Origin of the sequence: Syntrophomonas zehnderi OL-4 (genome assembly GCF_000983115.1) — a bacterium.
GTDB lineage: Bacteria > Bacillota > Syntrophomonadia > Syntrophomonadales > Syntrophomonadaceae > Syntrophomonas_B > Syntrophomonas_B zehnderi.
In genome coordinates this window covers 126,415-147,869 of the sequence record NZ_CGIH01000004.1, presented here as the reverse complement: position 1 = coordinate 147,869, position 21,455 = coordinate 126,415, and the positions used below count along the sequence as shown (strand labels likewise).

Here is a 21,455-nt window from a genome sequence, read left to right as displayed (position 1 = left end):
CTCACCACCTAAACTGTGAAAGTGGTCTTGAACTCATTAATGGCCTTAACCAGTTTGGCTTGAGTATCATCATCAAGTTTTCCGGTACTCTCTATCGTCTTTAATATATCAGCATTGGCACTGCGTATATATTTTAAGAAATCGGATTCAAAATCCTGTACCTTTTCCTTAGGCAGGTCGTCTAAGTATCCGTTAACACCGGCGAAAATCATGACTACCTGTTCTTCCATCGCCATCGGTACATATTGTCCCTGTTTCAAAACCTCGGTAACCCTTTCCCCACGGGTCAATCTGGCCAAGGTGGCTTTATCCAGGTCTGAGCCAAACTGAGCAAAGGCCGCCAGTTCACGGAATTGGGCCAAGTCCAGGCGCAACTGTCCGGCAACCGACTTCATGGCTTTCGTCTGGGCGCTGCCGCCTACGCGGCTGACCGACAGGCCGGCATTAATCGCAGGTCTTTGTCCAGCATAAAACAGGTCGGTTTCCAGGTATATCTGACCATCGGTAATGGATATTACGTTGGTCGGGATGTATGCCGAAACATCGCCGGCCTGGGTTTCAATTATCGGCAAAGCTGTGATGGAGCCACCGCCATGGTCATCATTAAGTTTGCAGGCTCTTTCCAACAAACGTGAATGCAGGTAGAAAACGTCCCCTGGATATGCTTCACGTCCGGGCGGACGGCGGAGCAGGAGGGACATTTCACGATATGCTACCGCATGCTTGGATAAGTCATCATAGATTATAAGTACATCGGCTTTTTCGCTTTCCATGAACTCTTCTGCCATGGCCACACCGGCATAAGGTGCAATGTAGAGCAAGGGAGCCGGTTCGGATGCCGTTGCGGCTACAATGATCGTATAGTCCATCGCACCCATTTCTTCCAGTTTGCTGGCTATACCGGCAATCGTTGACTGCTTCTGACCTATACCAACGTAGATACAGATCATGTCTTTTTTGATTCTCTGGTTGATGATAGCGTCAATGGCAATGGCGGTCTTGCCAACCTGACGGTCACCAATGATTAACTCGCGCTGACCCCTGCCGATGGGAACCATCGAGTCGATACATTTAAGGCCGGTCTGCATGGGCGTATTAACCGGCGCACGTGTAACAACACCAGGAGCAACACGCTCAATTGCCCGGAATGTGTTGGTGTTAATAGGTCCCTTGCCATCGATGGGTTGTCCCAGGGCATTTACTACCCTACCCAGCATAGCTTTTCCGGTTGGTACCTCCATGATTCTGCCAGTGGCCTTGACCACATCGCCTTCTTTAATGTGGGAATAAGGTCCCAGTAAAACCGCACCAACATTATCTTCCTCCAGGTTAAGAACCATTCCGTAGGTTCCGCCTGTGAATTCTAACAATTCGCCAGCCATAGCTCCCTGTAATCCGTAGACTCGAGCAATACCGTCACCAACATAGATGACTGAGCCAACATTGCTGACTTCGACCTCGGATTGGTAGCGCTCTATTTGTTCTTTAAGAATGGCGCTAATCTCTTCAGGTCTAATACTCATTTACGTGCTCACCCCTATCGAATTAACTTATCTTTGCTTGTTTTAAATTTTCTTTTAGCATCTGCAATTTTTTAGCAACTGTGCCGTCAACTATCTGGTCACCCATGCGTATCTTTACCCCTCCAAGCAACGCCGGATCGACCGTAAGTTTAAGGAGTACCTGTTTTCCGGTAGAGCTGGATAAGCTTTGCGCCAGAGTAGCCAGATCTTCTTCTGATATCTCACGGGCGGCAAAGAGTTCTGCCTGCCTTATGCCCCGGGATTCGTCAGCCATATCTGCAAATTCATTATAAATGTATTCCAGATAGCTCTCCCGGCGTTTATCAATAACCATAAGCAGGAAATTCATAGTCATCGGTGAAAGCTGATCGGCAAAAACCTTTTGAATCAATTCCTTTTTAGCCTTCGCTGGCACCAAAAGATGATCCATATACTCTTTCATGCCTTCAACTTCATTAATTGTTTGAATGACTTTTTCCATTTCTACCTGGTATGCGTCTATTTTGTCGGCTTCCCGGGCAATGCTAAAAAATGCTTCAGCATAGCGCCTAGCGACGCTCTTGTTTAGCATAGGAAATCGCCCGCTTCGTTAACAAATTCTTTGACCATCTTCGTATGGTCTTCATCGGTTATAGCTCTGCCCAGCACCTTTTCAGCTGCCATCATAGCCAGGGTAGCAGCGGTATCCTTGAGTTCCAGTTTAGCCGCTTCGGTTGCGGCTTCAATTTCAGCATGGGCTTTTGCCTTCATGTTATCGGCTTCTTCTTTGGCTTTGGCGGCTATTTCATTTTTAGCATCCTCGGCAGCTTTCGTTGCTCTAGCGATAATCTCTTGGGCTTCTTTACGAGATTCAGCCAGGTTTGCCTGAGCCTCAATTTTAAGTTGATCAACTTCAACCTTTACTTCTTCTGCATGTTTAATTGAACTTTCGATAGTATTAGCCCGCTCTTCCAGCATTTGATTAATCGGGTTAAAGGCAAATTTGTATAAAAGGGCCAGCAGTACAAAGAAGTTGACAGCTGTCCAGCCAATTACATACAAATTACCAAATACCGGCGGTTTTCCTTCAGGTGCCGCAACCGGGGCATTTCCTGCGCCTGAGGCCATGCAGAAGGTGGCAAATCCCATTACCATAATCAAGGATAAAAGGAGGCCAGATAAGTAAACCCATTTGTTCCTTTTCACGGATGTGCTACCTCCAATCTTAAGAGCTAATAGTGTTAAGGGCGATAGAGCATTATGGTGTCTTATAATACTGCCTTGCTCTAACGCCCTTTCTTGGTAATCAACAATAAACCTTTATTACATTTTGCCAACCAGCATAAATGCGATCAGTAGACCATAAATGGTCAGCGTTTCAATAAAAGCGAAGGTAATAAACATAAGGGTTCTGACGTCTCCACCAACTTCAGGTTGTCTGGCAATGGCCTCGATGGCTTTACCACCTGCAACACCCATTCCAACACCGCCGCCGAGACCGGCAATAGATACGGCTAAACCTGCTCCTAATGCTATGCCCATTTTTTTCCCTCCTTTCTAATGCCCAATGTTTTATACATTGTTTTAGATTATATTGAATTTTTAATGACCCTCTCCGGTGGCTGCCGCGATATAACTCGCCGACAGGATAGTGAAAACGATTGCCTGGATAGCACCTAGTAGTACGCTAAGGCACATCAAGGCAGACGGAATCAAAAATGGAACCAGGAACAGCATATAAGCTATAATCATTTCCTCGCCAAATATGTTGCCAAATAGACGAACGGTAAGGGACAGCGGGTGGGTTATTTCTTCAAGTAGATTTAAAGGCAACATCAAAGGATTAGGGCTGACAAAATGCCCTAAATAATGAAACCCGTGTTCGGCAAAACCTGCGCTTTGCACAGCTAAAACAGTAATTAAGGCGAGGGTAACGGTTACGTTCCAGTTACTTGTAGGAGGCTGGAAACCTTGGATATGAGCAGCTCCTGGTATCAAGCCGCTATAATTGCTGAATAGTATAAATAAAAAGAATGTAGAGAGCAGGGGAGCATATTTCTTCGCAACATGTTCCTTGTCCATTAGCTGTGTGAAAAAATCGTATGTCCAAACGATTATCATTTCAAAACCATTTTGCAGACCCTTGGGACAAAGCTGCATATTTCTGGTAGCCAAAAAAGCGATTAATCCGATTGCCGCAATAATTACCCACTGCGTTACAATCAGATGATCAACTGGTATTGGTCCCAAATGAAAATACACACTATCCCACATACCAAATATCATCTCTTCTCCCCCCTTCCTTATATAAATTTTATTTGTGGTTTTGTTGGTCTTTACCCTGCGACCATACTCAAAACTTCAAACCACTATTCTATTGACCAGCCCAGAATTCTATTTCTCTTCCTCCTTGGCAGGAGGTTTCTGGTTATCGGCCATTAATCTTTCCCACATCATTTTGCCGGCGGTCGCCATTCCAAAGACAAGACCCACAATCGAAAGCCATGGCTCGGTATCATATCTGCCGTCCAGCCAACGTCCGCCAAAGTAACCCAGAGCAATGGCGGCAGCTACTGATGTGGCCAGGTTGATTGCGTTGGCAAGTGCGCGGGGCCAGTTTTGATTGGAATTTGCCATATGCTACCACCTCGCCCCATTAACCAAAATTACACCAAGAATATATTCTACGCATTAATGTAAATTCCTCTTTAAAATGTATAAAATTTTTATTTTTATACATTTTTCTTATGTATTGGCAACATATCTAGTCGGCTCTTTCCTGGACTGATCATAAGTTCGGGAGATCGATATTTAATTTGTTTTATTGCCTGCTGATTAATATAATATTCGCTGTTAAGTTCAAATATCCTTTGTATAATCATTATTTTAGCCTGTCGGGATGGTTTTGAAAACCTTTGTACCATGGGGCTTTTTGCCAACCGAATTAAAGATGGGACAGGTAACCTTTTGATTCCAGTTTTTTCCAATGGTTATTAAGCAGCTCGCCTATGTTAATCCCGTAGCTTTCCTCTAAAACGAACATCATTGTTACAGCGGTTTGGGCAACATCCAGCAATTCTTTGGCAATTTCCTCAATTACCTGGGATTCTGACATATGGACATTTTCCCCGCTTAAACCGCGGTACTTTCCGATGCACTGAGCTAATTCCCCTGCTTCCTCCATAAGTTTCAAAGCGGTTGATTCCAATGTGGGGTTGAGTTGATTCAGCTTAGGCAGCGACAGGGTTTTGGTTTGCATTTGCATTACTCCCCTTTTTTCGAACCAATATTTTATTACGGATCGGCGGCAGGAACTTCCACGATGACAATACCTGCCTCCTCCATAAACTGAATTGCCATGGGATCATCAAAATTACCCCGGTGAACCAGCTTGGCGATACCCGCATTAATAATCATGCGGGCACATATAATACAGGGCTGGTTCGTACAGTACAGAACCGAATCCTGGGTTGATACACCGTATAAAGCGGCATTAATAATCGCATTTTGCTCGGCGTGGACACCTCGGCATAACTCGTAGCGGTGTCCGGAAGGAATCTGAAGTTCATCCCGCAAACAACCAATTTCAAGACAGTGGCTCAATCCCCGGGGGGCGCCATTATAACCGGTAGCAATGATGCGTTCGTTGCGAACCAGTACCGCCCCCACCTGCCGACGCAGACAGGTGGAACGGCTGGCTACCAGATCAGCCAGCTTTAGAAAATAGTCATCCCAACCCGGACGCTCTTTGGCTAACATTACATTCTCCTTATATACTTTATATGTTGTAGAGAGGATATTGGTCGCAAAGGGTGGCCACTATCTGCCGCACCTCTTCTAATTTGTCCGCTTCCGCAGGGTATTCCAGAGCCGTTGCGATAGCCCGGGCTACCAGAGCCATGTCATCGGTATTAAACCCACGGCTGGTCAGGGCCGGGGTTCCTATTCTGATACCGCTGGTGACGGTAGGCTTTTCAGGATCAAAAGGTATACCGTTTTTATTGACGGTAATATTAACCGACTCCAATATAGCTTCGGCCTCCTGACCGGTCAGATTCTTAGGCCTTACATCGACCAGCATAAGATGATTATCGGTTCCCCCTGATACCAAGCGTAAACCGTATTCCACCAAGTTTTGCGCCAGATGGTTGGCATTGTCGACTATGCTCTGTTGATAGGTTTTAAACTCAGGCTGCAGAGCTTCTTTTAAACATATCGCTTTGGCGGCGATTACGTGCATCAGCGGGCCTCCTTGAACACCTGGAAATACGGCACTGTCTATCTTTTTCGCCCATTCCTGCCGACACAGTATAATCCCTCCCCTAGGTCCCCTTAACGTCTTATGCGTCGTGGAGGAGACAAAATCTGCGTAGGGAATCGGGCTTAAATGCAATCCGGCCGCAACCAGACCCGCTATATGAGCCATGTCTACAAATAACAAAGCTCCGGCCTCATCGGCTATCTCCCTGAATTTTTTAAAGTCAAGCTTGCGGGGATAGGCACTGGCACCGGCCACGATCATTTTGGGCCGGATTTTAAGAGCGATGCTGCGCACCTCGTCATAGTCAATCATTTCGCTGTCAGCCGCAACGCCATAATCAAAAAACTGGTAGTTTTTACCGGAGAAATTCACCTTGCTGCCATGGGTCAAATGACCTCCGTGACTTAAGTTCATACCCAGTACTTTGTCACCCGGCTGCAGAGCAGCTAAATATACGGCCATATTAGCCTGGGCACCGGAGTGGGGCTGGACATTGGCGTGGTCGGCGCCAAACAGTTCTTGGGCCCTTTCCCGGGCCAGATTTTCAACAACATCTACATATTCGCAGCCTCCATAATATCTTTTGCCCGGATATCCTTCGGCATATTTGTTGGTTAATACCGAACCCTGGGCTGCCATTACGGCGCGGGAAACAAAGTTTTCCGAGGCAATCAGCTCCAGTTTGCGGTTTTGCCTTCTTTCTTCGTTGTTTATGGCCTCTGCCACTTCCGGATCAACGGGTATAACGTATTGGTTGATATACTCCACTAACAACACCTCTTTCTAAACTTGTTTTCCAGGGCCTTTATCTTTTCAACCCGGATCTGGTGTCTTCCTCCCTCAAAATCGGTTTTTATAAAAGTACTTACGATCTCTTTTATATTATTGATATCGGATACCCTGGCTCCAACCGCTATGATATTGGCATCATTGTGCTTACGGCACATTTCTGCGGTAAAAATATCAGTACATACCGCTGCCCGTATTCCTGGTATTTTATTGGCCGCAATCGATATCCCGATGCCTGTCCCACAGACTAAAATACCCAAAATATCCCTAGACAGTACTTCGGCCGCTACCTGTTCGGCTATATCGGGATAATCAACGGCAGCCAGGGTGTTAGTTCCGCAATCATATACAGTTATTCCGCTTTCTTTGAGCATGGCACTTATTTCCCATTTTACTTCTACACCTGCGTGATCACAGCCTATAGCTATTTCCAAATCATTCACCCCTGTTTTGAAAATCTGTCCCTTTTCATCTTTCTACAACTATTGATTAATATATCATAAAATCTGTTTTATGATCAGCTCGATTAAAGTCTGCAGTTGATCCAGGCATTGTCGGTACATATCTATCCCTGCTCCGTACGGGTCAAGCACATCAGCCCTCCCCACCCCGGCGAACTCCGTCAGGGTATATACTTTACGCACAGGTACCTCAAATCGACTTAATATATATTGACGATGGCTGTCTGTCATGGTCAGCACCAAATCTGCCCAATCCAAATGATCTTGCCTTAATACTTGGGAGCGATGGGTACTAAGATTAAGGCCTAGTTCCCGCGTAACCTGGATGGCTTCGGAACTGGCAGGTAACCCAGCCCCGGCAAAAACACCTGCTGATTGAACCTCACAGACAATGTCAGCATCACCCGCTTTTTTAAGTTGTTGTAAAAACAGGCTCTCAGCCATGGGGCTACGGCACGTATTACCGCTGCATACAAAAAGAATATGCTTCAAAATGAACCCTCCTTGCACCTAAAAAGCCATTTTAACAGCCAAAGCGATAAGTACCAGCCCTCCCGCTGCCTGAGAATAGGTACCCGCCATGCGGCTAAACAACTGGCCGCCCTTAAAACCAAACATGGTCATACTGCCTGCCATCGCACCAATAATAACAACTGTCAGCAGCAAAGGGGCCTGCGCAGTACCCAGACTAAATCCCACCGTCAAGGCATCAATGCTGACCGACACAGTCAACAGCAGCATACTTATCCATTCCTCCCGGTTGCTTGGCGCCGATGACTTATGTCTAAAATGTTCTCTAGCCTCTTTAAAAGCAAAGGAGCGGGGGGTCATCTCCCGCCAGGCTTTAATAATCATTTGCAAGCCAATATAGGCTAAAATTATGGCACCTATACGCCCGGCCCAGATTCCCAGCAAATTACCTGCTGCCATCCCCAGATAAAGACCCAGCAGGGGCATAAGTATATGGAATACCGTCACCAGGGCTGTAAAACGCCTTTCATAACGTTTGGAAACGCCTTTAATACCCATCCCCAGAGCCAGGGAAAAAGCATCCATTCCTAGTACAATCGCAACCAATAAGACGGTTAATAACTGTCCCTGCATCTTCAAACTCCTTTATTTAGGTTTTAAGGCGGCCGCCCGTTTAATTCTGTCCATAATAGAAGCACTGATGCCTTCTGTTTTTTGATCTAGGGGTTCAACCAAGAGATAATCAAGTTTTCTTTGTTCCGCATCGCGCAGGATGGCAAACCATGAGTTTCCCCGCCCGGTAAGATCCAGGAAGTATTCTTGGTGAAAACTGCCTTTGAGCGGCTTATTTCGCCCGATTATGCGGACAACCCCTATCAGTTTTGAAATCTGCAGACATTGCTCCATTTGCTGATAAAAATCATTCTCACCCTCACTTAATAAAACCTTGACCTTAAGATCATAAGCGTTTTTATTACCCTGAGCCGAACTATTTAGGCTTATTCCTTGACCTAAAATATCTTCTATTTCCTCCAAGGCAATTCCTCCGCGGCGTATGACTTTGATCCCCTCACAAAAATCGATAATAGTTGATTCCAGACCGTTTCCGGTTTCTCCCGCATCCAAAACGGCTGCAATCCTTCCGTCCATATCCTGCCGGACATGTTCAGCATTGGTAGGACTGGGACGTCCGTAAAGATTAGCACTAGGGGCAGCCAGCGGACCGGTTTCGTTAAGCAGGGCAATCGATACCGGATGAGAAGGCATCCGAAATCCAACCCCGCTTTTGTTACCTCTGACGATCCCCGGTACCTGAGGACGGGAGGGTAAGATAATAGACAGGGGGCCGGGCCAGAAATGCCCGATCAGCCTTCGGGCAGCTGCTGGAATAACCAGGGCAAGCGCTTCTACCTGTTCAACCCTGCTTACATGTATCAACAGGGGATGATCTGCCGGTCGGCCCTTGGCTATAAATATCTTTTCAACCGCTCCGGCATTGAGGGCGTCAGCCCCCAGCCCATATACCGTTTCGGTGGGAAAAGCCAGCAATTCTCCAGTGCGAATGTAGCCAGCGGCTTGGTTTATCACGGTCGGATCCGGATGATCAGGATCCACCGTAAAGTATCTGGTCTTAAACATGATTGTCCCTCCTGGCTTGTACTACCCTCGCGCGGCCAGCCAAGTCTTTTATAATCCCGATATCCGTAAATCCCTGCATCATATCTGGTACAGCCACTGCTTGACGGGGATCAATCTCCAGTAAAATAATCCCCGCCGGTTTTAGCAAGGCATAGGCCTGGGGAAGCAGTTTGCGGTACAATTCTAAACCATCTCCCTCGGCAAACAAAGCCAAATGGGGTTCAAAATCCCTTACCTGTTTGTCCAGATGTATTTTTTCGCTGTCCGGTATATAGGGCAGATTCGCCGTTATCATATCAAATTGCATGCCGGTGGCTTTATTTATACTATACCCGGCCAGTACTTCCTGGCAAATGTCCTGGGAACAGACTTCCTGATCTTTGTAAGATAATAAAGGCTGCAGCAAGTCCCCTTCTATAAAGTGAATCTGCACATTGTTATTACAGGCGTTTTCCCGGGCGACTGCAAGAGCCTGTGGAGATACGTCACTGGCAAAGATCCTGGCATCCTGCAAATAAACGCCCAAACTTACCGCAATCGCCCCCGAACCTGTACCTACATCAATAATCTGCTTAAGATTCTCCGCCTGGGCTAGAGCCAGGGCGGTTTCTACCAATACCTCGGTGTCAGCCCGGGGAATCAGCACATCCGGAGTTACCTTAAAATCAAGCGACATAAATTCTTTATGTCCGGTTATATAAGCAGTCGGCTCTCCGGATATCCTTCTTTTTATGTATTCCCGGTAGATTTCTCTTTCCCCGGCATTGATCGGTTCTTCATAATTGGCATACAAATAAACCCGGTCTTTTTGTACGACCTGGGCTAACAAAATCTCCGCCTCCAGGCGTGATTCTGCTATACCCCGATCAAAAAAATACCGGGTCGTCCATTCCAACAAGTCCTTGATTCTCCAGATCCTTTGCACTTATTCCACCTGTTTCAACCGCTCGGCCTGGTCATTGGCCATCAGGGCATTAATTATCTCATTTAACTGACCGTCCAAAACCTGGTCAAGTTTATGCAGGGTAAGGTTAATGCGGTGATCACTCACCCGGCCTTGCGGGAAATTATAGGTGCGGATACGTTCGCTGCGATCTCCGGAACCCACCTGGCTCTTACGGGCACCAGCCATTTCTTGATTCTTTTCTTCCTCGATAATCTCTTTGAGGCGGGATCTTAAAACCCGCATCGCCTGGGCCTTGTTTTTATGCTGAGATTTTTCGTCCTGGCAGGTAACCACCAATCCGCTGGGCAAATGCGTTATGCGCACGGCTGATTGAGTAGTATTGACACATTGTCCGCCTGGCCCGCTGGCGCAATAAACATCAATTTTTAAATCATTTTCGTTAATCGCCACATCCACATCTTCAGCTTCCGGTAATACGGCTACTGTAGCCGCCGAGGTATGAATCCTGCCGCCGGATTCCGTACTGGGAATACGCTGCACCCGATGCACACCCGACTCATATTTTAATTTGCTGTAAGCACCTTGTCCGTCAACTACAAAAATCAGTTCCTTGATGCCGCCTAATTCCGTGTAATGGGAATCCATGATCTCTATCTTCCAGCCCTCTTCTTCCGCAAAACGAGAGTACATGCGAAACAGATCGGTAGCAAAAAGGGCTGCTTCTTCGCCGCCGGTACCGGCGCGTATTTCCATAATAACGCTCTTTTCATCATTAGGATCCTTAGGCAGCAGCAAAACCTTCAGCCTGTTCTCCAAATCAGGCATCTTCTTTTGCAGATCTTCGATTTCGGCCAGCAGCATCTCCTTGAATTCCTCATCGTTTTCTTCTTTGAGCATGGCCTGGGCTTCATCAATACCCTGCAATACTGCCCGGTACTCGCGATAAATAGTAACGACTTCTGTTAGATCCGAATGGGCTTTAGCGTATTTTTGGAATTTACTTTGATCGGCAATAATCTGCGGATCACTTAAATAATCGGTTAATTCATTATATTTTGCTTCCAAACTCGCAAGCTTATCAAGCATTTAGTTTCCTCCAAGCTTCTATGAGTTACCGCCTTAAGCTGTATGTCCTGACAGCGGCGCATCCTTAAGGGATACGGCGGCTTCACTGTATAACACAGCTTTAAGGGCCTTAAGGGCCACTTCTAATTGTTCGTCATCAGGTTCCCGGGTGGTCATTTTCTGTAAAGCTAAGCCGGGCGCAATCATCCATCGTGCCCAAGTTTTGCGGTAATATTTGCCGGAGAATTTTATAAATTCATAACCTAAACCGGCTACGACAGGAAATACCGCCAAGCGAGACCAAACCCGGTAAAATAGACTTCCCTCGCCTAACATAGCAAAAACCAATATAGAAATAACCATTACGATCAGCAGAAAACTAGTTCCGCAGCGGGGATGCAAGGTCGTATGGCGGCGGGCGTTTTCAACCGTCAGTTCTTCTCCGGCTTCCAGGGTATGGATTAATTTGTGTTCGGCACCATGGTACATAAAGACACGGTCAATCTCATCCATCTTGGAAATAGCATATACATACAACAGGAAAAATATGATCCTGATGATGCCTTCAACGATGTTTTGAAAAACTACTCCGCCCAAATATTGCCTGGCAAAATGGACGATTCCGGTTGGCAAAGCCACAAAAAGGAGTACCGCCAATGCGAAAGCCAAAAGAACGGTAAAAAAAATCTCCCGGGCCGATAATTCTTCTTCCTCTTCATCTAAGGACATATTGGCTGATTTGTTGAGCATGCGGATTCCTATGGCCATAGAATCAATCAGTACATAGCTACCCCTGATTAAAGGCCATTTCAGGATAGGGTATCGTTTGCCCAGGTCGCGGTTGGATTCCTTCTCCAGTTCTATGCTTCCATCCGGTTTGCGAACAGCCAAGGCTGATTCCTGGGGTCCACGCATCATTACTCCCTCTATAACTGCCATGCCGCCATATTGAAAGTCTTTTTTCATAGGAATCTCCCGTTCTGTAAACCTTTTTGGGGTTAAAGAAAAAAGCAGGAACAATGCCCTGCTAATGCTAGTTTAAACCGTACTTTTTCTTGAATCTTTCTACTCTGCCCGTTGTATCAACGATTCTGCGGTTGTCACCAGTGTAGAAGGGATGGCATTTGGAGCATATTTCCACTTTTATATTTTCTTTGGTGGAACCTATTTCGATCTCGTTGCCGCAAGCACATCTGGCTGTGGTGGTAACATATTGGGGATGTATGTTCTTTTTCAAAGTACTCACCTCGTTTCGGTATATTAGTATGAAAATAGATTTTTAATAGACGCGGATAACATTGATTTACACAGTTTTTTGACCCAGAAGGGTACTAATTCCCGCTGATAGTAGCTAAGAAAAAGAAATTAGCGTGAATCGTAATCTACCTTCCTCGTAGGGGCAACCTCTAAATTATCCGCGTTGGCATTATCACGCTGCCATTTTCATGGATTAATAATACTTTAGAAAATAATTATATTCCTTAATAGACTAAACTGCAACGAAAAATATTATATCAATAATACGGCAAAAAAACAAATAAAACTTGCAACGCGATCGCACGGGACTCGATCACTTTTAAAATAATACGTTATACCGATAGAAAAGCCCTGCTTGCCCCGGGGAAGCTAAAGCTTCCTCTATACTTATTTCGGCAATATCCCCTAGTCCAAATTAACTGGGTTTTTAAGCTATGCGATGACGTTGTAGATAGCGAACTGTTAACTAAAAGTCCGATTCGAGATTATATAGGGGCCTTCCGCCATGCTAAAACCGCCTAAACCACCCTGTGGGCACTACTGATAAACTTCTTTCAAAGTTAGGTAGCCGCTTTATCCGCGCCTTTTTATAATTAATCCTTCTGTTCATCGTCGGTATACTGATAGCGGTAAGTAAAGAATTGCTGGGCAAAAAAGCTGTCGTAATTTGTGAAGTGTTCCTCCTCGCCGTCCTTATCTTGAATCTTGGCCTGAAAAACATACATTTTGGCATCCAGGTTATCCATTACATGCAGCACAAATGCCTCCGGAAAAAGGGGAATCACCGGCGAACCGAATTCCAGACTGCCATGGTGACTTAATAACATATGTTTAATCATCCACTCCAGTCGCTGCGGGAAATCCAAGCCCTCTGAACGCAGATTGGTAATGGAATGGCTTATCATTTCGCTGCCCATAACTATATGCCCTAGTAATTTGCCTTCCACGGTATACTGCGGAGTTATACCGTTTTGATACTCGTCCACCTTGGCCAAATCATGCAGCAGAGCACCACACAGCAAAAGGTCTCGGTTCAGTTCAGGATAAGCATCGGCGGCCTTTAAGCATAAATCTGCAACCATTACGGTATGTTCCAGCAGTCCTCCCGGATAATTATGGTGAATACGTTTAGCGGCCGGGGTGTGGAAGAACTTTTCCTTAATGTCTTTACTAAAAACCTCCTGGATCAGCATACTGATATAAGGATCTTCAGGCATTTTTAAAAATCTTTCAAAGCGTTCTATTAGTTCATCCCGGTTTTCTACCTGTTTAAGATAAAGGTGCGGGTCTTCCTCGGCCAACACTTTAATAATTTTGGCGGTTATCTGGGTTTTGCCAGCAAAATTGCCTATGTCCCCCAGAATCCCAATCACTGCACCATTCTCCAAACTTCCGGTCAGCTTACAGTTTTCCCAGACCACGGCATCTATTTCTCCGCTGCTGTCACCCAGCTTAAGGTTATGCATATCTTTGCCGTCTTTTGTTTTGCGGTAGACTTTATCCAAAATCAAAAACTTGCCGGCTACCTGCTGTCCCTGGTCGCTGGCCCGTATTTCCTGCACCGTCAATAATTTTTTGTTACTCTCCAAATTTTTTCGCTCCTCGTTTGTTTAATCTGCTGTATCAGATATATAAAAAACTCCAGGAGCTGTATTTGCACCTGGTGGTTTTAGCTAGAATTGTAAGCGGCAATACGCCGTAGATGGAGTCTTAAAAAAATCACATTACTATTACCTGTATGCAATTATACCCTTTAGCGCACCGGGTGACTATATGATCCTATTTTCAGCCCCGGGATCTCTGACTGTAGGATGTCAATAAAATTCTTAATCCCCAGGGCTTCGCCGCCGGCCGGCACACGGGCCAGTAACTCACGCGGATCAATATTTAGATTTCTAAATTGCACCATGTCTACCTGTTTTCTTATTAATAATTCCAGCAGGGCTTCTATTTCATCTTCGCGGTCAGTAAAGCCGGGAAAGGTTAACAAATTTAATGAAACCTGCACCCCATAATCATGGGCAAAACTAATAGAATCTAATACATCCTGCAGAGAATAGTTTTGGGGGCGGTGATATATATCGTAGTTTTTCTCCTGGCAGGAAAATAAGGTCACCCGCAGGGAATCCAGGCCGGCTGCGCACATTTTTTTAATACCCTCGGTATAACCTGCATTGCTGTTCATATTTATAGTACCTCGTTCGGTTTGAGCCCGAACTTTCCGTATCGCCCGGGAAAGTTTGTCGGCATTTAAAGATGGTTCTCCTTCACATCCCTGCCCGAAGCTTATAATGCCTTCCCGGGCGTGGATTAAGTGCTCCAGCGCCAATTCGTAAATCTCCTGTACACTGGGGTTAAAATCCAGGCGGTTTTGTGGTGAATCAATATCCAAGTGGCTTTCAGAAATACAACCTATACAATCGGCATTACAGGCAGCCATGGTTGGTATCCCCGCTTCCCAGCGGCCGTAAAACAAATTCTGGGCGGTATAACAGCTATATTGCAGTGAGCAGCGGGCTAACTGCCTCAAAATTCGGTTATCAGGATACTTTTTCAGTAAGCCGTTAATCCTGCCCGGCAAACCGGCTGTATTATAATAACGAGGATGCCACTTGCGATGTTCATCGCTCTGTACTGCAGCCACCCAAAGCTCGTCATTTAAAAGTCCTACCGCCGCATAACCCAAAAGGGGTAAAACCTCATCTTTTCCCGGACTTACACAAGCAGGCAAAAGTGTACGGGTAAACCCCTGCGGTAAAAGGGCTGCCACCGCCACCACCGGACTGGAACCATTACCCGGTTCCCGCTCTAAGCAGTTCACATGTTCACCGCCCTCTAAACCCACCGGTAAATAAGCCGGAATTGACACCAAAGAAGCGCCCTTAGGCAGCAAAATCATCTCTTCCTTCTCCGGCACCACCCAATCCATGCCGCTGCGCCCCAGCATGACCATACCAGGATGCTCCAAAACCTCCCCTTGGGGGTTGGCATAAACAGTTAAAAACATCACACAACCTCGTTTCCCGTGTCACTTGCTTGGCTTTCTAGCTATAGACTATCGTATTTGAGGGCATAAAAAAAGCCCCGCAGGGCTTTTTTTAGTGGCTTAAGTAGCGTAAGGGATCGTATGCCTTGTCACCTATCTTTACCTCAAAGTGCAGATGGGGGCCGGTAGTTCTACCGCTTACCCCGATAGTTGCAATCGTTTGCCCTCTACTTACCTTCTGCTGATCCCCAACCAGGATTTTCTGGGCATGGGCATATAGTGTCCGCTTGCCATCCGGGTGTTCAATAATCACCGTTCGCCCATAGACGTCTTTCCAGCCCACAAAGATTACTGTGCCTGCGGCAGCTGACTTGATGGGCGTACCCATCTTGTTGGCAATATCCACTCCGTGATGAAATCCTGATTGGCGCCAGCCAAAAGGAGAGGTAATGGTTCCGCTGACCGGCCAGGCCAGCATTCCGCCCGTTGATATTCCGCGGGCAGGTTGAAAGGCGTTCGCCAGCTCCATTCGGGTGGAAGGGATGTGCAAGCGATCCCCGATCTTTAAACGATCGGGTTCTTTATCCGTATTAGCGTATTGAATCGCTGCTACCGTTACATGATAACGATCCGCAATACTCCACATGGTTTCCCCCGAGCTTACCACATGAACCCGTACATTTCCGGAAGGGATCTTCAGCTTATCACCAATATTTAGAATACTATTCTTATTTAACTTGTTCATGGTCATTAAAGTCTGTAGACTAACCCGGTTACGTCTGGCTATGTCCCAGAGGTTATCCCCTGGCTCAACCGTATACATTCTGATATTAACGCCAGACCCGGTGGCGGTCAAAGGCGAAAAACCAAAAAGGCTTTCACTTAAGCGAGCTGCAGATGGGCGGACACATGTGGACAGCAAAACAATGCACACAAGCAGTGTACCTATCCATCTTTTATGCAAATAATTTCACCTCTATTTCTGCCTTGAGCAAAAAGCTAAAAGCTTAGTGCTCTTATTCTTGACAGAAATAGCGCAAATTATTCGTATTGCCGGTTAAAAGCCTTGCGGGAATAGTCTTTTTTGCCGAATATTATAGGAGCCGCCCTCAAAAGATCTTCATTGGACTTGGTTTTTTTGATGGTATCAATCATCATCTGCATCGTCTCAACCGAATTATATTCGCTGAAGGTATTGCGTAGATTCCACATCAATTCCATTTCTTCGGAATTAAAGAGCAATTCTTCTTTGCGCGTACCCGATTTCTTTAAATCAATGGCCGGGAAGATTCTGCGCTCCGATAGTTTTCGATCCAATACCAGTTCCATATTGCCGGTTCCTTTGAATTCTTCAAAAATGACATCATCCATACGTGAACCGGTTTCAACCAGCGCAGTAGCTATGATAGTCAGACTGCCGCCGTCTTCAATGTTGCGGGCCGCACCGAAAAACCTTTTAGGCTTATGCAGAGACGCCGGATCAATTCCGCCTGACAGAGTGCGGCCGCTCGGCGGAATAATCAGGTTATGAGCCCTGGCCAGTCGGGTAATGCTGTCCATTAGTATTACGACATCCTTTTTATGTTCGACCAGGCGCTTGGCCCTTTCCAAAACCATATCAGTTATTTTCACGTGATTTTCCGGCGGTTCGTCAAACGTTGAAGCCACTACCTCTGCCTGGGTAGAGCGCTGCATATCTGTAACTTCTTCCGGTCTTTCGTCTACCAGCAGGATAAATAATTCCACCTCCGGATGATTTTTGGTTATCCCTTGCGCCATTTTTTGCAAAAGCATAGTTTTACCGGCCTTGGGAGGTGCTACAATCAATCCCCGCTGTCCCTTGCCGATTGGTGCTACCAGATCAATTAGCCGGGTAGACATTTCGCTGGATACTGTTGACAGGGTCAATCTTTCGGTAGGGTACAAGGGGGTTAGAGCATCAAAGTGGATTCTTGTACTGGCTTCATTCGGGGGCAAGGAATTAACTTCCTCTACTTTTAAAAGGGCAAAGAATCTTTCATTATCTTTGGGTGGCCTTACTTGACCGCCTACCCTGTCTCCGGTGCGCAGGTCAAATTTCTTGATCTGCGATGGAGAAACATAGATGTCTTCATGGCTGGGAACATACGCAAAAGGGCGCAAAAAACCATAGCCATCCGGCATAATCTCTAATACCCCGGAAGCCTGCAGCAATTCATTGGAATGGGTAAGGGATTTGGTTATCTCAAACACCAATTCCTTCTTGCGCAATTTGGAGTAACCAGCCAGATTCACATCTTTAGCAATCTGGTATAGTTCCAACATCGTTTTGTTCTCTAACTCTGAGATATTTACTTTCATTTTTTCCTCCTCTCGATTTTCAAGTTATTCTAATAGTGGATTTTTTTAGGGCAGGCCGTTACAAGCCCGTCTTTCTTTATTACCTGGCAGCAGGAAACAGGTGAGTTCTTTTTCTGTTTGCCGACTCGCTTGCCTTTCTTAGAAATTAATCAGGAAATAAAATTCAGAAGATCTGTTAAAAGACTCACAGGGCAGGATTATACGACACAAATTATACTCTGCGTATATATTCTTGCCTTTGTTAGAATTCGTAAACAGATATGAGTTGAAATTGAGGATTTTACAAAATCAGTCTTTTTGAAAATAACTGTCCCTGGTCGGCACTCAAGTTTAGTGCGACCACAACCACGTGTGAAATGGTTGCGATATTACGGGTGGCGGATACTTTAGTAACCAACCCTGGTAGCGGAAACTTCAGTTTCCGCCTGAGACGCTAAAGCTTCCCCTACAGTAATGGCTGGAGCAGCTTGGCTTGCCCGCGGAAGCTAAAGCATCCGCTACGGTGGTTGAATAATATCTAAAAAAACCGCGTAAATCCGCGTTATATTTTCCAATTTAAGGATTTTCAGTCATAATCATTTTTATGCGTTTGTCCTTAAATAATGGTTTTTTGTTAAGATTATGATTGGCTTCTATTAAGCGTATGGTACCGGAGGTGCTCCTCATTACAAGGGTGCGGGTAATAGCCCTTCCCTTCAAATAGGTAACCCCTTTGAGCAAAAAGGAATCAGTGATACCGGTCGCTACGAAAATAACATCATCCGATTTAACCAGCTCGTCAATCGCAAAAAGTTGGCTGGTGTCTTTTATACCCATTTTATGGCAGCGCCTGATTTCCTCATCGGATCCCGGGCATAAACGAGCCTGAAAGTCCCCACCCAGACATTTAAGAGCGGCGGCCGTAATAACCCCTTCCGGCGCTCCCCCGATTCCCAATAAAATATCCACCCCCGAATCTTCATAAGCAGCAGCGACAGCCGGGGATACGTCCCCATCGGAAATCAACTTGATACGCGCGCCTACGCTCCTGATATCCTCTATAATTTCCTGATGGCGTTCCCGATCCAATACCACCGCCGTAACTTCATGAACCGATTTATCCAAGGCCTTGGCTACCTGGCGCAGGTTCTCCTTAACGGGAGCATCCAGGAAAACCCTGCCTTTACATTCCGGACCCACGGCTATTTTATCCATATACATGTCTGGAGCATGTAACAAGGTTCCCCGCGGAGCCGAAGCCAGTACGGAGATAGCCCCGGTAAGCCCTTTCGCCACAATATTCGTTCCTTCCAGAGGATCGACTGCAATATCAACCTGGGGCGGTACCCCCAAACCTAACCTTTCACCGATATATAACATGGGGGCCTCGTCCAGTTCGCCTTCTCCTATCACTACAACACCGTCAATGGAAACGGTGTCAAACATCACCCGCATGGCCGTAACCGCCGCGTCATCGGCCGCCTCCTTGTCACCCAGGCCAACCCAGCGGGCGGCTGATAAAGCTGCAGCTTCTGTCACTCTGGCAAATTCCAAGGCCAGTTCTCTCTCCAAAACCAAAACCCTCCAATTCTATGGGGACGCACCAAAAATACGTTTCCATTATGTTTAATACGACTGCCTGTCTGACGCTACCCGCCGCTCCAATGTTGGAGAGCAAGAAATGGCTCCGGCGGGGCATCATTTCGTTTTTTTGGTATTCTTATCTGCCTACTGTTGCGTGCCGGGAAATGCCTGTTCCCAGTCATTTAAAAACTTGTCAATACCCGCATCTGTTAAAGGATGCTTAATCATCTGTTTAATTACATTATAAGGTACGGTAGCGATATGGGAGCCGATTTTAGCAGATTGGAGAACATGCATGGGGTGCCTTATACTGGCGGCTATAACTTCAGTATCCAGCATATACTGATTAAAAATGGTCATGATATCTTCTAGCAGAATCAGGCCGTCATTACCGTTGTCATCAACCCTTCCCAGGAAGGGGCTAACAAAACTGGCACCGGCCCGAGCCGCCAACAACGCCTGGTTGGCTGAAAACACCAGCGTGGCGTTCGTCTTGATCCCTTTCTCATGGAGCTTTTTGATAACCTTTAAACCCTCTTCAGTCAGTGCTATCTTAATGACCACATTAGGATGTATCGCTGCCAGGATCTCTGCCTCGGCGAGCATACCTTTATAATCCTGGGCAATTACCTCCGCACTTATCGGTCCATCCACAATGGAGCAGATCTCTTTTAGAACCTCATGGTAATCTCGTTTTTCCTTGGCTACCAGGCTGGGGTTAGTCGTAACCCCGGCCAGAAAACCCATACTGTTAATATCCCTTATCTCCTCTATATTAGCAGAGTCAATAAAAATTCGCAAAAAAGATTACCCCCTTATTATTGAGCCAGTTTCTCTGTCTCCTTAAGCCTTGTTGGAACTGCCAAAAAGGCGGATTTTTTGACGGATGATATCTACCGCAGCTTCCCGAGCCGGCCCAAGTATTTTGCGGGGATCTATTTCATCAGGATTATCGTTTATAATCTTTCTCATTTCCCATACAAAGGCTTCTCTGATGTTGGTATCAATATTAACCTTGCAAACCCCTAACTTAATTGCCTTTTGTATAGCATTATCCGGAACTCCTGAGGAACCGTGCAATACAATCGGGATTTTGACCAGCTGCTTTATTTTTTCCAGACGTTCAAAATCCAGATGTGGTTCTCCTTTGTACTGGCCATGGGCTGTACCTATGGCAATAGCCAAACTTTCCACACCTGTCTCCTCAACAAATATTCTGGCTTCCTCGGGGTCGGTATACATGGCATCTTTCGCATCTACATGTACATGATCCTCGGTTCCTCCTATTTTGCCCAGTTCTGCCTCAACTGATACCCCAATCGGCCTGGCCATGTCTAAAACCTTGTTAGTCATGGCGATATTTTCCTTAAGCGTCAATTTGGAACCATCGTACATAACCGAACTGAAGCCGCTTCTAATACATTTTACCACCTGGTCAAAATCAGTTCCATGATCAAGGTGCAGTGCAATCGGCACCTTATATTCATCTGCAGCCATTTTTACCATGCCGGTAATATAATCCAAACCGGCATATTTGATAGCTCCCTGGCTGGCCTGCATGATTACCGGCGCGTTTTCCATAGCTGCCGCCTGGGCAATCGCCTGCACAATTTCCATGTTGTTGGCGTTAAATGCGCCAACTGCATATCCTTCCCGATCTGCTTTGAGCAATAGTTCTGTAACTGAAACAAGTGCCACAATAACATCTCCTTTGTATAATTAAATAGCTAATAGCTAAAAGAATGGCAGTCTATATACTCAAATTCTAATAATAATTACAGCTTGCCCATGATTATTTAATTAATTATTATGCTGTTTGTTCATTAAAAATACTGTTTACCATATCCCGTAAAACCATTATATCAAATGGCTTGGTTATACATTTTTTTACTCCAGCATCCAGAGCTTTTTTAACAACCTCTATTTCTCCGTATGCCGTCATCATTATGATAGGGATGTTTCCATGTTTCTCCAGGATGACCTGAGATGCTTCCAGTCCATTCATATTGGGCATTTTAACATCCATTAAAATAATATCCGGCTGTTTTTCTTCAACTTTTTCTATGGCATCTTTGCCGTCCATGGCCATGTTTACTTCCCAGCCTTCTTTTTTAAACAGTTCTTCCAAAAGTCTTCTGACACCCTTCTGATCATCAACAATCAGGATCTTCCCTGTCATAACCATATCCCCCCCCGAATATAGTATAGTTCAATC

The 21,455-nt window shown here is 45.8% G+C and carries 25 protein-coding genes; all 25 read right to left on the bottom strand.

Annotation, left to right across the window (positions count from 1 at the left end):
* Nucleotides 1-8: 8 nt before the first annotated feature.
* The 25 genes from atpA to AAV90_RS01085 all read right to left on the bottom strand — a co-directional run bounded on the left by atpA (nucleotide 9) and on the right by AAV90_RS01085 (nucleotide 21,419).
* Entirely contained in the window at nucleotides 9-1,523 is a 1,515-nt protein-coding gene (gene atpA, locus AAV90_RS01205) for a F0F1 ATP synthase subunit alpha (protein WP_046494913.1), read from the bottom strand.
* 22 nt (nucleotides 1,524-1,545) lie between these two features.
* Nucleotides 1,546-2,094 carry a F0F1 ATP synthase subunit delta gene (locus AAV90_RS01200; protein ID WP_046494911.1) on the bottom strand — a complete coding sequence of 183 codons (549 nt, stop codon included), beginning with the start codon at nucleotides 2,092-2,094 and terminating at the stop codon, nucleotides 1,546-1,548.
* Entirely contained in the window at nucleotides 2,088-2,708 is a 621-nt protein-coding gene (gene atpF / locus AAV90_RS01195) for a F0F1 ATP synthase subunit B (RefSeq protein ID WP_242847454.1), read from the bottom strand. The genes AAV90_RS01200 and atpF overlap by 7 nt, the downstream gene beginning before the upstream one ends.
* Before the next feature lie 117 nt (nucleotides 2,709-2,825).
* Nucleotides 2,826-3,044, bottom strand: coding sequence for an ATP synthase F0 subunit C (atpE, locus tag AAV90_RS01190; protein ID WP_046494909.1), 219 nt, complete (start codon nucleotides 3,042-3,044; stop codon nucleotides 2,826-2,828).
* A gap of 60 nt (nucleotides 3,045-3,104) precedes the next feature.
* Nucleotides 3,105-3,788 (bottom strand): F0F1 ATP synthase subunit A, encoded by a 684-nt coding sequence (gene atpB, locus AAV90_RS01185; RefSeq protein ID WP_046494907.1) that lies wholly within the window; start codon nucleotides 3,786-3,788, stop codon nucleotides 3,105-3,107.
* Between the two features lie 108 nt (nucleotides 3,789-3,896).
* The gene (locus AAV90_RS01180; protein WP_046494905.1) at nucleotides 3,897-4,139 is read right to left on the bottom strand and encodes an AtpZ/AtpI family protein; all 243 of its coding nucleotides are present in this window, start codon (nucleotides 4,137-4,139) and stop codon (nucleotides 3,897-3,899) included.
* Nucleotides 4,140-4,446: 307 nt separating this feature from the next.
* A complete protein-coding gene (locus tag AAV90_RS01175) occupies nucleotides 4,447-4,761 on the bottom strand; it encodes a MazG-like family protein (protein WP_198142790.1) in 315 nt (104 codons plus the stop codon).
* 35 nt (nucleotides 4,762-4,796) lie between these two features.
* Nucleotides 4,797-5,261 (bottom strand): deoxycytidylate deaminase, encoded by a 465-nt coding sequence (locus AAV90_RS01170; RefSeq protein WP_046494898.1) that lies wholly within the window; start codon nucleotides 5,259-5,261, stop codon nucleotides 4,797-4,799.
* A gap of 19 nt (nucleotides 5,262-5,280) precedes the next feature.
* A complete protein-coding gene (locus AAV90_RS01165) occupies nucleotides 5,281-6,531 on the bottom strand; it encodes a serine hydroxymethyltransferase (protein ID WP_046494896.1) in 1,251 nt (416 codons plus the stop codon).
* Entirely contained in the window at nucleotides 6,531-6,986 is a 456-nt protein-coding gene (gene rpiB / locus AAV90_RS01160) for a ribose 5-phosphate isomerase B (RefSeq protein WP_046494894.1), read from the bottom strand. Before rpiB ends, AAV90_RS01165 begins: the two co-directional genes overlap by 1 nt.
* Nucleotides 6,987-7,049: 63 nt before the next feature.
* The gene (locus AAV90_RS01155) at nucleotides 7,050-7,505 is read right to left on the bottom strand and encodes a low molecular weight protein arginine phosphatase (RefSeq protein WP_052729519.1); all 456 of its coding nucleotides are present in this window, start codon (nucleotides 7,503-7,505) and stop codon (nucleotides 7,050-7,052) included.
* 18 nt (nucleotides 7,506-7,523) lie between these two features.
* Nucleotides 7,524-8,117 carry a manganese efflux pump MntP gene (locus tag AAV90_RS01150; protein WP_046494891.1) on the bottom strand — a complete coding sequence of 198 codons (594 nt, stop codon included), beginning with the start codon at nucleotides 8,115-8,117 and terminating at the stop codon, nucleotides 7,524-7,526.
* 12 nt (nucleotides 8,118-8,129) lie between these two features.
* Nucleotides 8,130-9,122: an L-threonylcarbamoyladenylate synthase gene (locus AAV90_RS01145; protein WP_046494889.1), complete on the bottom strand. Its 993-nt coding sequence runs from the start codon at nucleotides 9,120-9,122 to the stop codon at nucleotides 8,130-8,132.
* Nucleotides 9,115-10,047 carry a peptide chain release factor N(5)-glutamine methyltransferase gene (prmC, locus tag AAV90_RS01140; protein ID WP_046494887.1) on the bottom strand — a complete coding sequence of 311 codons (933 nt, stop codon included), beginning with the start codon at nucleotides 10,045-10,047 and terminating at the stop codon, nucleotides 9,115-9,117. Before prmC ends, AAV90_RS01145 begins: the two co-directional genes overlap by 8 nt.
* Nucleotides 10,048-11,115, bottom strand: a complete 1,068-nt coding sequence (prfA, locus tag AAV90_RS01135; protein WP_046494885.1) for a peptide chain release factor 1 — start codon at nucleotides 11,113-11,115, stop codon at nucleotides 10,048-10,050.
* Between the two features lie 33 nt (nucleotides 11,116-11,148).
* Complete coding sequence (locus tag AAV90_RS01130; RefSeq protein WP_046494883.1) at nucleotides 11,149-12,060, bottom strand: DUF1385 domain-containing protein; 912 nt, start codon at nucleotides 12,058-12,060, stop codon at nucleotides 11,149-11,151.
* Between the two features lie 67 nt (nucleotides 12,061-12,127).
* Nucleotides 12,128-12,331 (bottom strand): 50S ribosomal protein L31, encoded by a 204-nt coding sequence (rpmE, locus tag AAV90_RS01125; protein WP_046494881.1) that lies wholly within the window; start codon nucleotides 12,329-12,331, stop codon nucleotides 12,128-12,130.
* 613 nt (nucleotides 12,332-12,944) lie between these two features.
* The gene (locus AAV90_RS01120) at nucleotides 12,945-13,940 is read right to left on the bottom strand and encodes a 3'-5' exoribonuclease YhaM family protein (protein WP_046494879.1); all 996 of its coding nucleotides are present in this window, start codon (nucleotides 13,938-13,940) and stop codon (nucleotides 12,945-12,947) included.
* A gap of 164 nt (nucleotides 13,941-14,104) precedes the next feature.
* Entirely contained in the window at nucleotides 14,105-15,358 is a 1,254-nt protein-coding gene (locus tag AAV90_RS01115) for a radical SAM family protein (protein WP_046494878.1), read from the bottom strand.
* Nucleotides 15,359-15,449: 91 nt separating this feature from the next.
* Entirely contained in the window at nucleotides 15,450-16,301 is an 852-nt protein-coding gene (locus AAV90_RS01110; protein ID WP_052729518.1) for a peptidoglycan DD-metalloendopeptidase family protein, read from the bottom strand.
* A gap of 77 nt (nucleotides 16,302-16,378) precedes the next feature.
* Nucleotides 16,379-17,677: a transcription termination factor Rho gene (gene rho, locus AAV90_RS01105; protein WP_046494876.1), complete on the bottom strand. Its 1,299-nt coding sequence runs from the start codon at nucleotides 17,675-17,677 to the stop codon at nucleotides 16,379-16,381.
* A 555-nt stretch (nucleotides 17,678-18,232) separates the two neighbouring features.
* Entirely contained in the window at nucleotides 18,233-19,228 is a 996-nt protein-coding gene (gene glpX / locus AAV90_RS01100; protein ID WP_046494874.1) for a class II fructose-bisphosphatase, read from the bottom strand.
* 156 nt (nucleotides 19,229-19,384) lie between these two features.
* Nucleotides 19,385-20,041 (bottom strand): fructose-6-phosphate aldolase, encoded by a 657-nt coding sequence (gene fsa, locus AAV90_RS01095; RefSeq protein ID WP_046494872.1) that lies wholly within the window; start codon nucleotides 20,039-20,041, stop codon nucleotides 19,385-19,387.
* A gap of 42 nt (nucleotides 20,042-20,083) precedes the next feature.
* Nucleotides 20,084-20,938, bottom strand: coding sequence for a class II fructose-1,6-bisphosphate aldolase (locus tag AAV90_RS01090; RefSeq protein ID WP_046494870.1), 855 nt, complete (start codon nucleotides 20,936-20,938; stop codon nucleotides 20,084-20,086).
* Between the two features lie 109 nt (nucleotides 20,939-21,047).
* Nucleotides 21,048-21,419 carry a response regulator gene (locus AAV90_RS01085; protein ID WP_046494868.1) on the bottom strand — a complete coding sequence of 124 codons (372 nt, stop codon included), beginning with the start codon at nucleotides 21,417-21,419 and terminating at the stop codon, nucleotides 21,048-21,050.
* Between the last annotated feature and the right edge of the window lie 36 nt (nucleotides 21,420-21,455).

Excerpts from the sequence above, each read along its gene's own strand:
- AAV90_RS01170 (WP_046494898.1), bottom strand. The coding sequence starts at position 5,261 with ATGTTAGCCAAAGAGCGTCCGGGTTGGGATGACTATTTTCTAAAGCTG.
- prfA (WP_046494885.1), bottom strand. The coding sequence starts at position 11,115 with ATGCTTGATAAGCTTGCGAGTTTGGAAGCAAAATATAATGAATTAACC.
- atpB (WP_046494907.1), bottom strand. The coding sequence starts at position 3,788 with ATGATATTTGGTATGTGGGATAGTGTGTATTTTCATTTGGGACCAATA.
- AAV90_RS01200 (WP_046494911.1), bottom strand. The coding sequence starts at position 2,094 with ATGCTAAACAAGAGCGTCGCTAGGCGCTATGCTGAAGCATTTTTTAGC.
- AAV90_RS01150 (WP_046494891.1), bottom strand. The coding sequence starts at position 8,117 with ATGCAGGGACAGTTATTAACCGTCTTATTGGTTGCGATTGTACTAGGA.
- AAV90_RS01180 (WP_046494905.1), bottom strand. The coding sequence starts at position 4,139 with ATGGCAAATTCCAATCAAAACTGGCCCCGCGCACTTGCCAACGCAATC.
- rho (WP_046494876.1), bottom strand. The coding sequence starts at position 17,677 with ATGAAAGTAAATATCTCAGAGTTAGAGAACAAAACGATGTTGGAACTA.
- AAV90_RS01115 (WP_046494878.1), bottom strand. The coding sequence starts at position 15,358 with ATGTTTTTAACTGTTTATGCCAACCCCCAAGGGGAGGTTTTGGAGCAT.
- AAV90_RS01175 (WP_198142790.1), bottom strand. The coding sequence starts at position 4,761 with ATGCAAACCAAAACCCTGTCGCTGCCTAAGCTGAATCAACTCAACCCC.
- AAV90_RS01085 (WP_046494868.1), bottom strand. The coding sequence starts at position 21,419 with ATGACAGGGAAGATCCTGATTGTTGATGATCAGAAGGGTGTCAGAAGA.
- atpA (WP_046494913.1), bottom strand. The coding sequence starts at position 1,523 with ATGAGTATTAGACCTGAAGAGATTAGCGCCATTCTTAAAGAACAAATA.
- AAV90_RS01130 (WP_046494883.1), bottom strand. The coding sequence starts at position 12,060 with ATGAAAAAAGACTTTCAATATGGCGGCATGGCAGTTATAGAGGGAGTA.
- atpE (WP_046494909.1), bottom strand. The coding sequence starts at position 3,044 with ATGGGCATAGCATTAGGAGCAGGTTTAGCCGTATCTATTGCCGGTCTC.
- AAV90_RS01145 (WP_046494889.1), bottom strand. The coding sequence starts at position 9,122 with ATGTTTAAGACCAGATACTTTACGGTGGATCCTGATCATCCGGATCCG.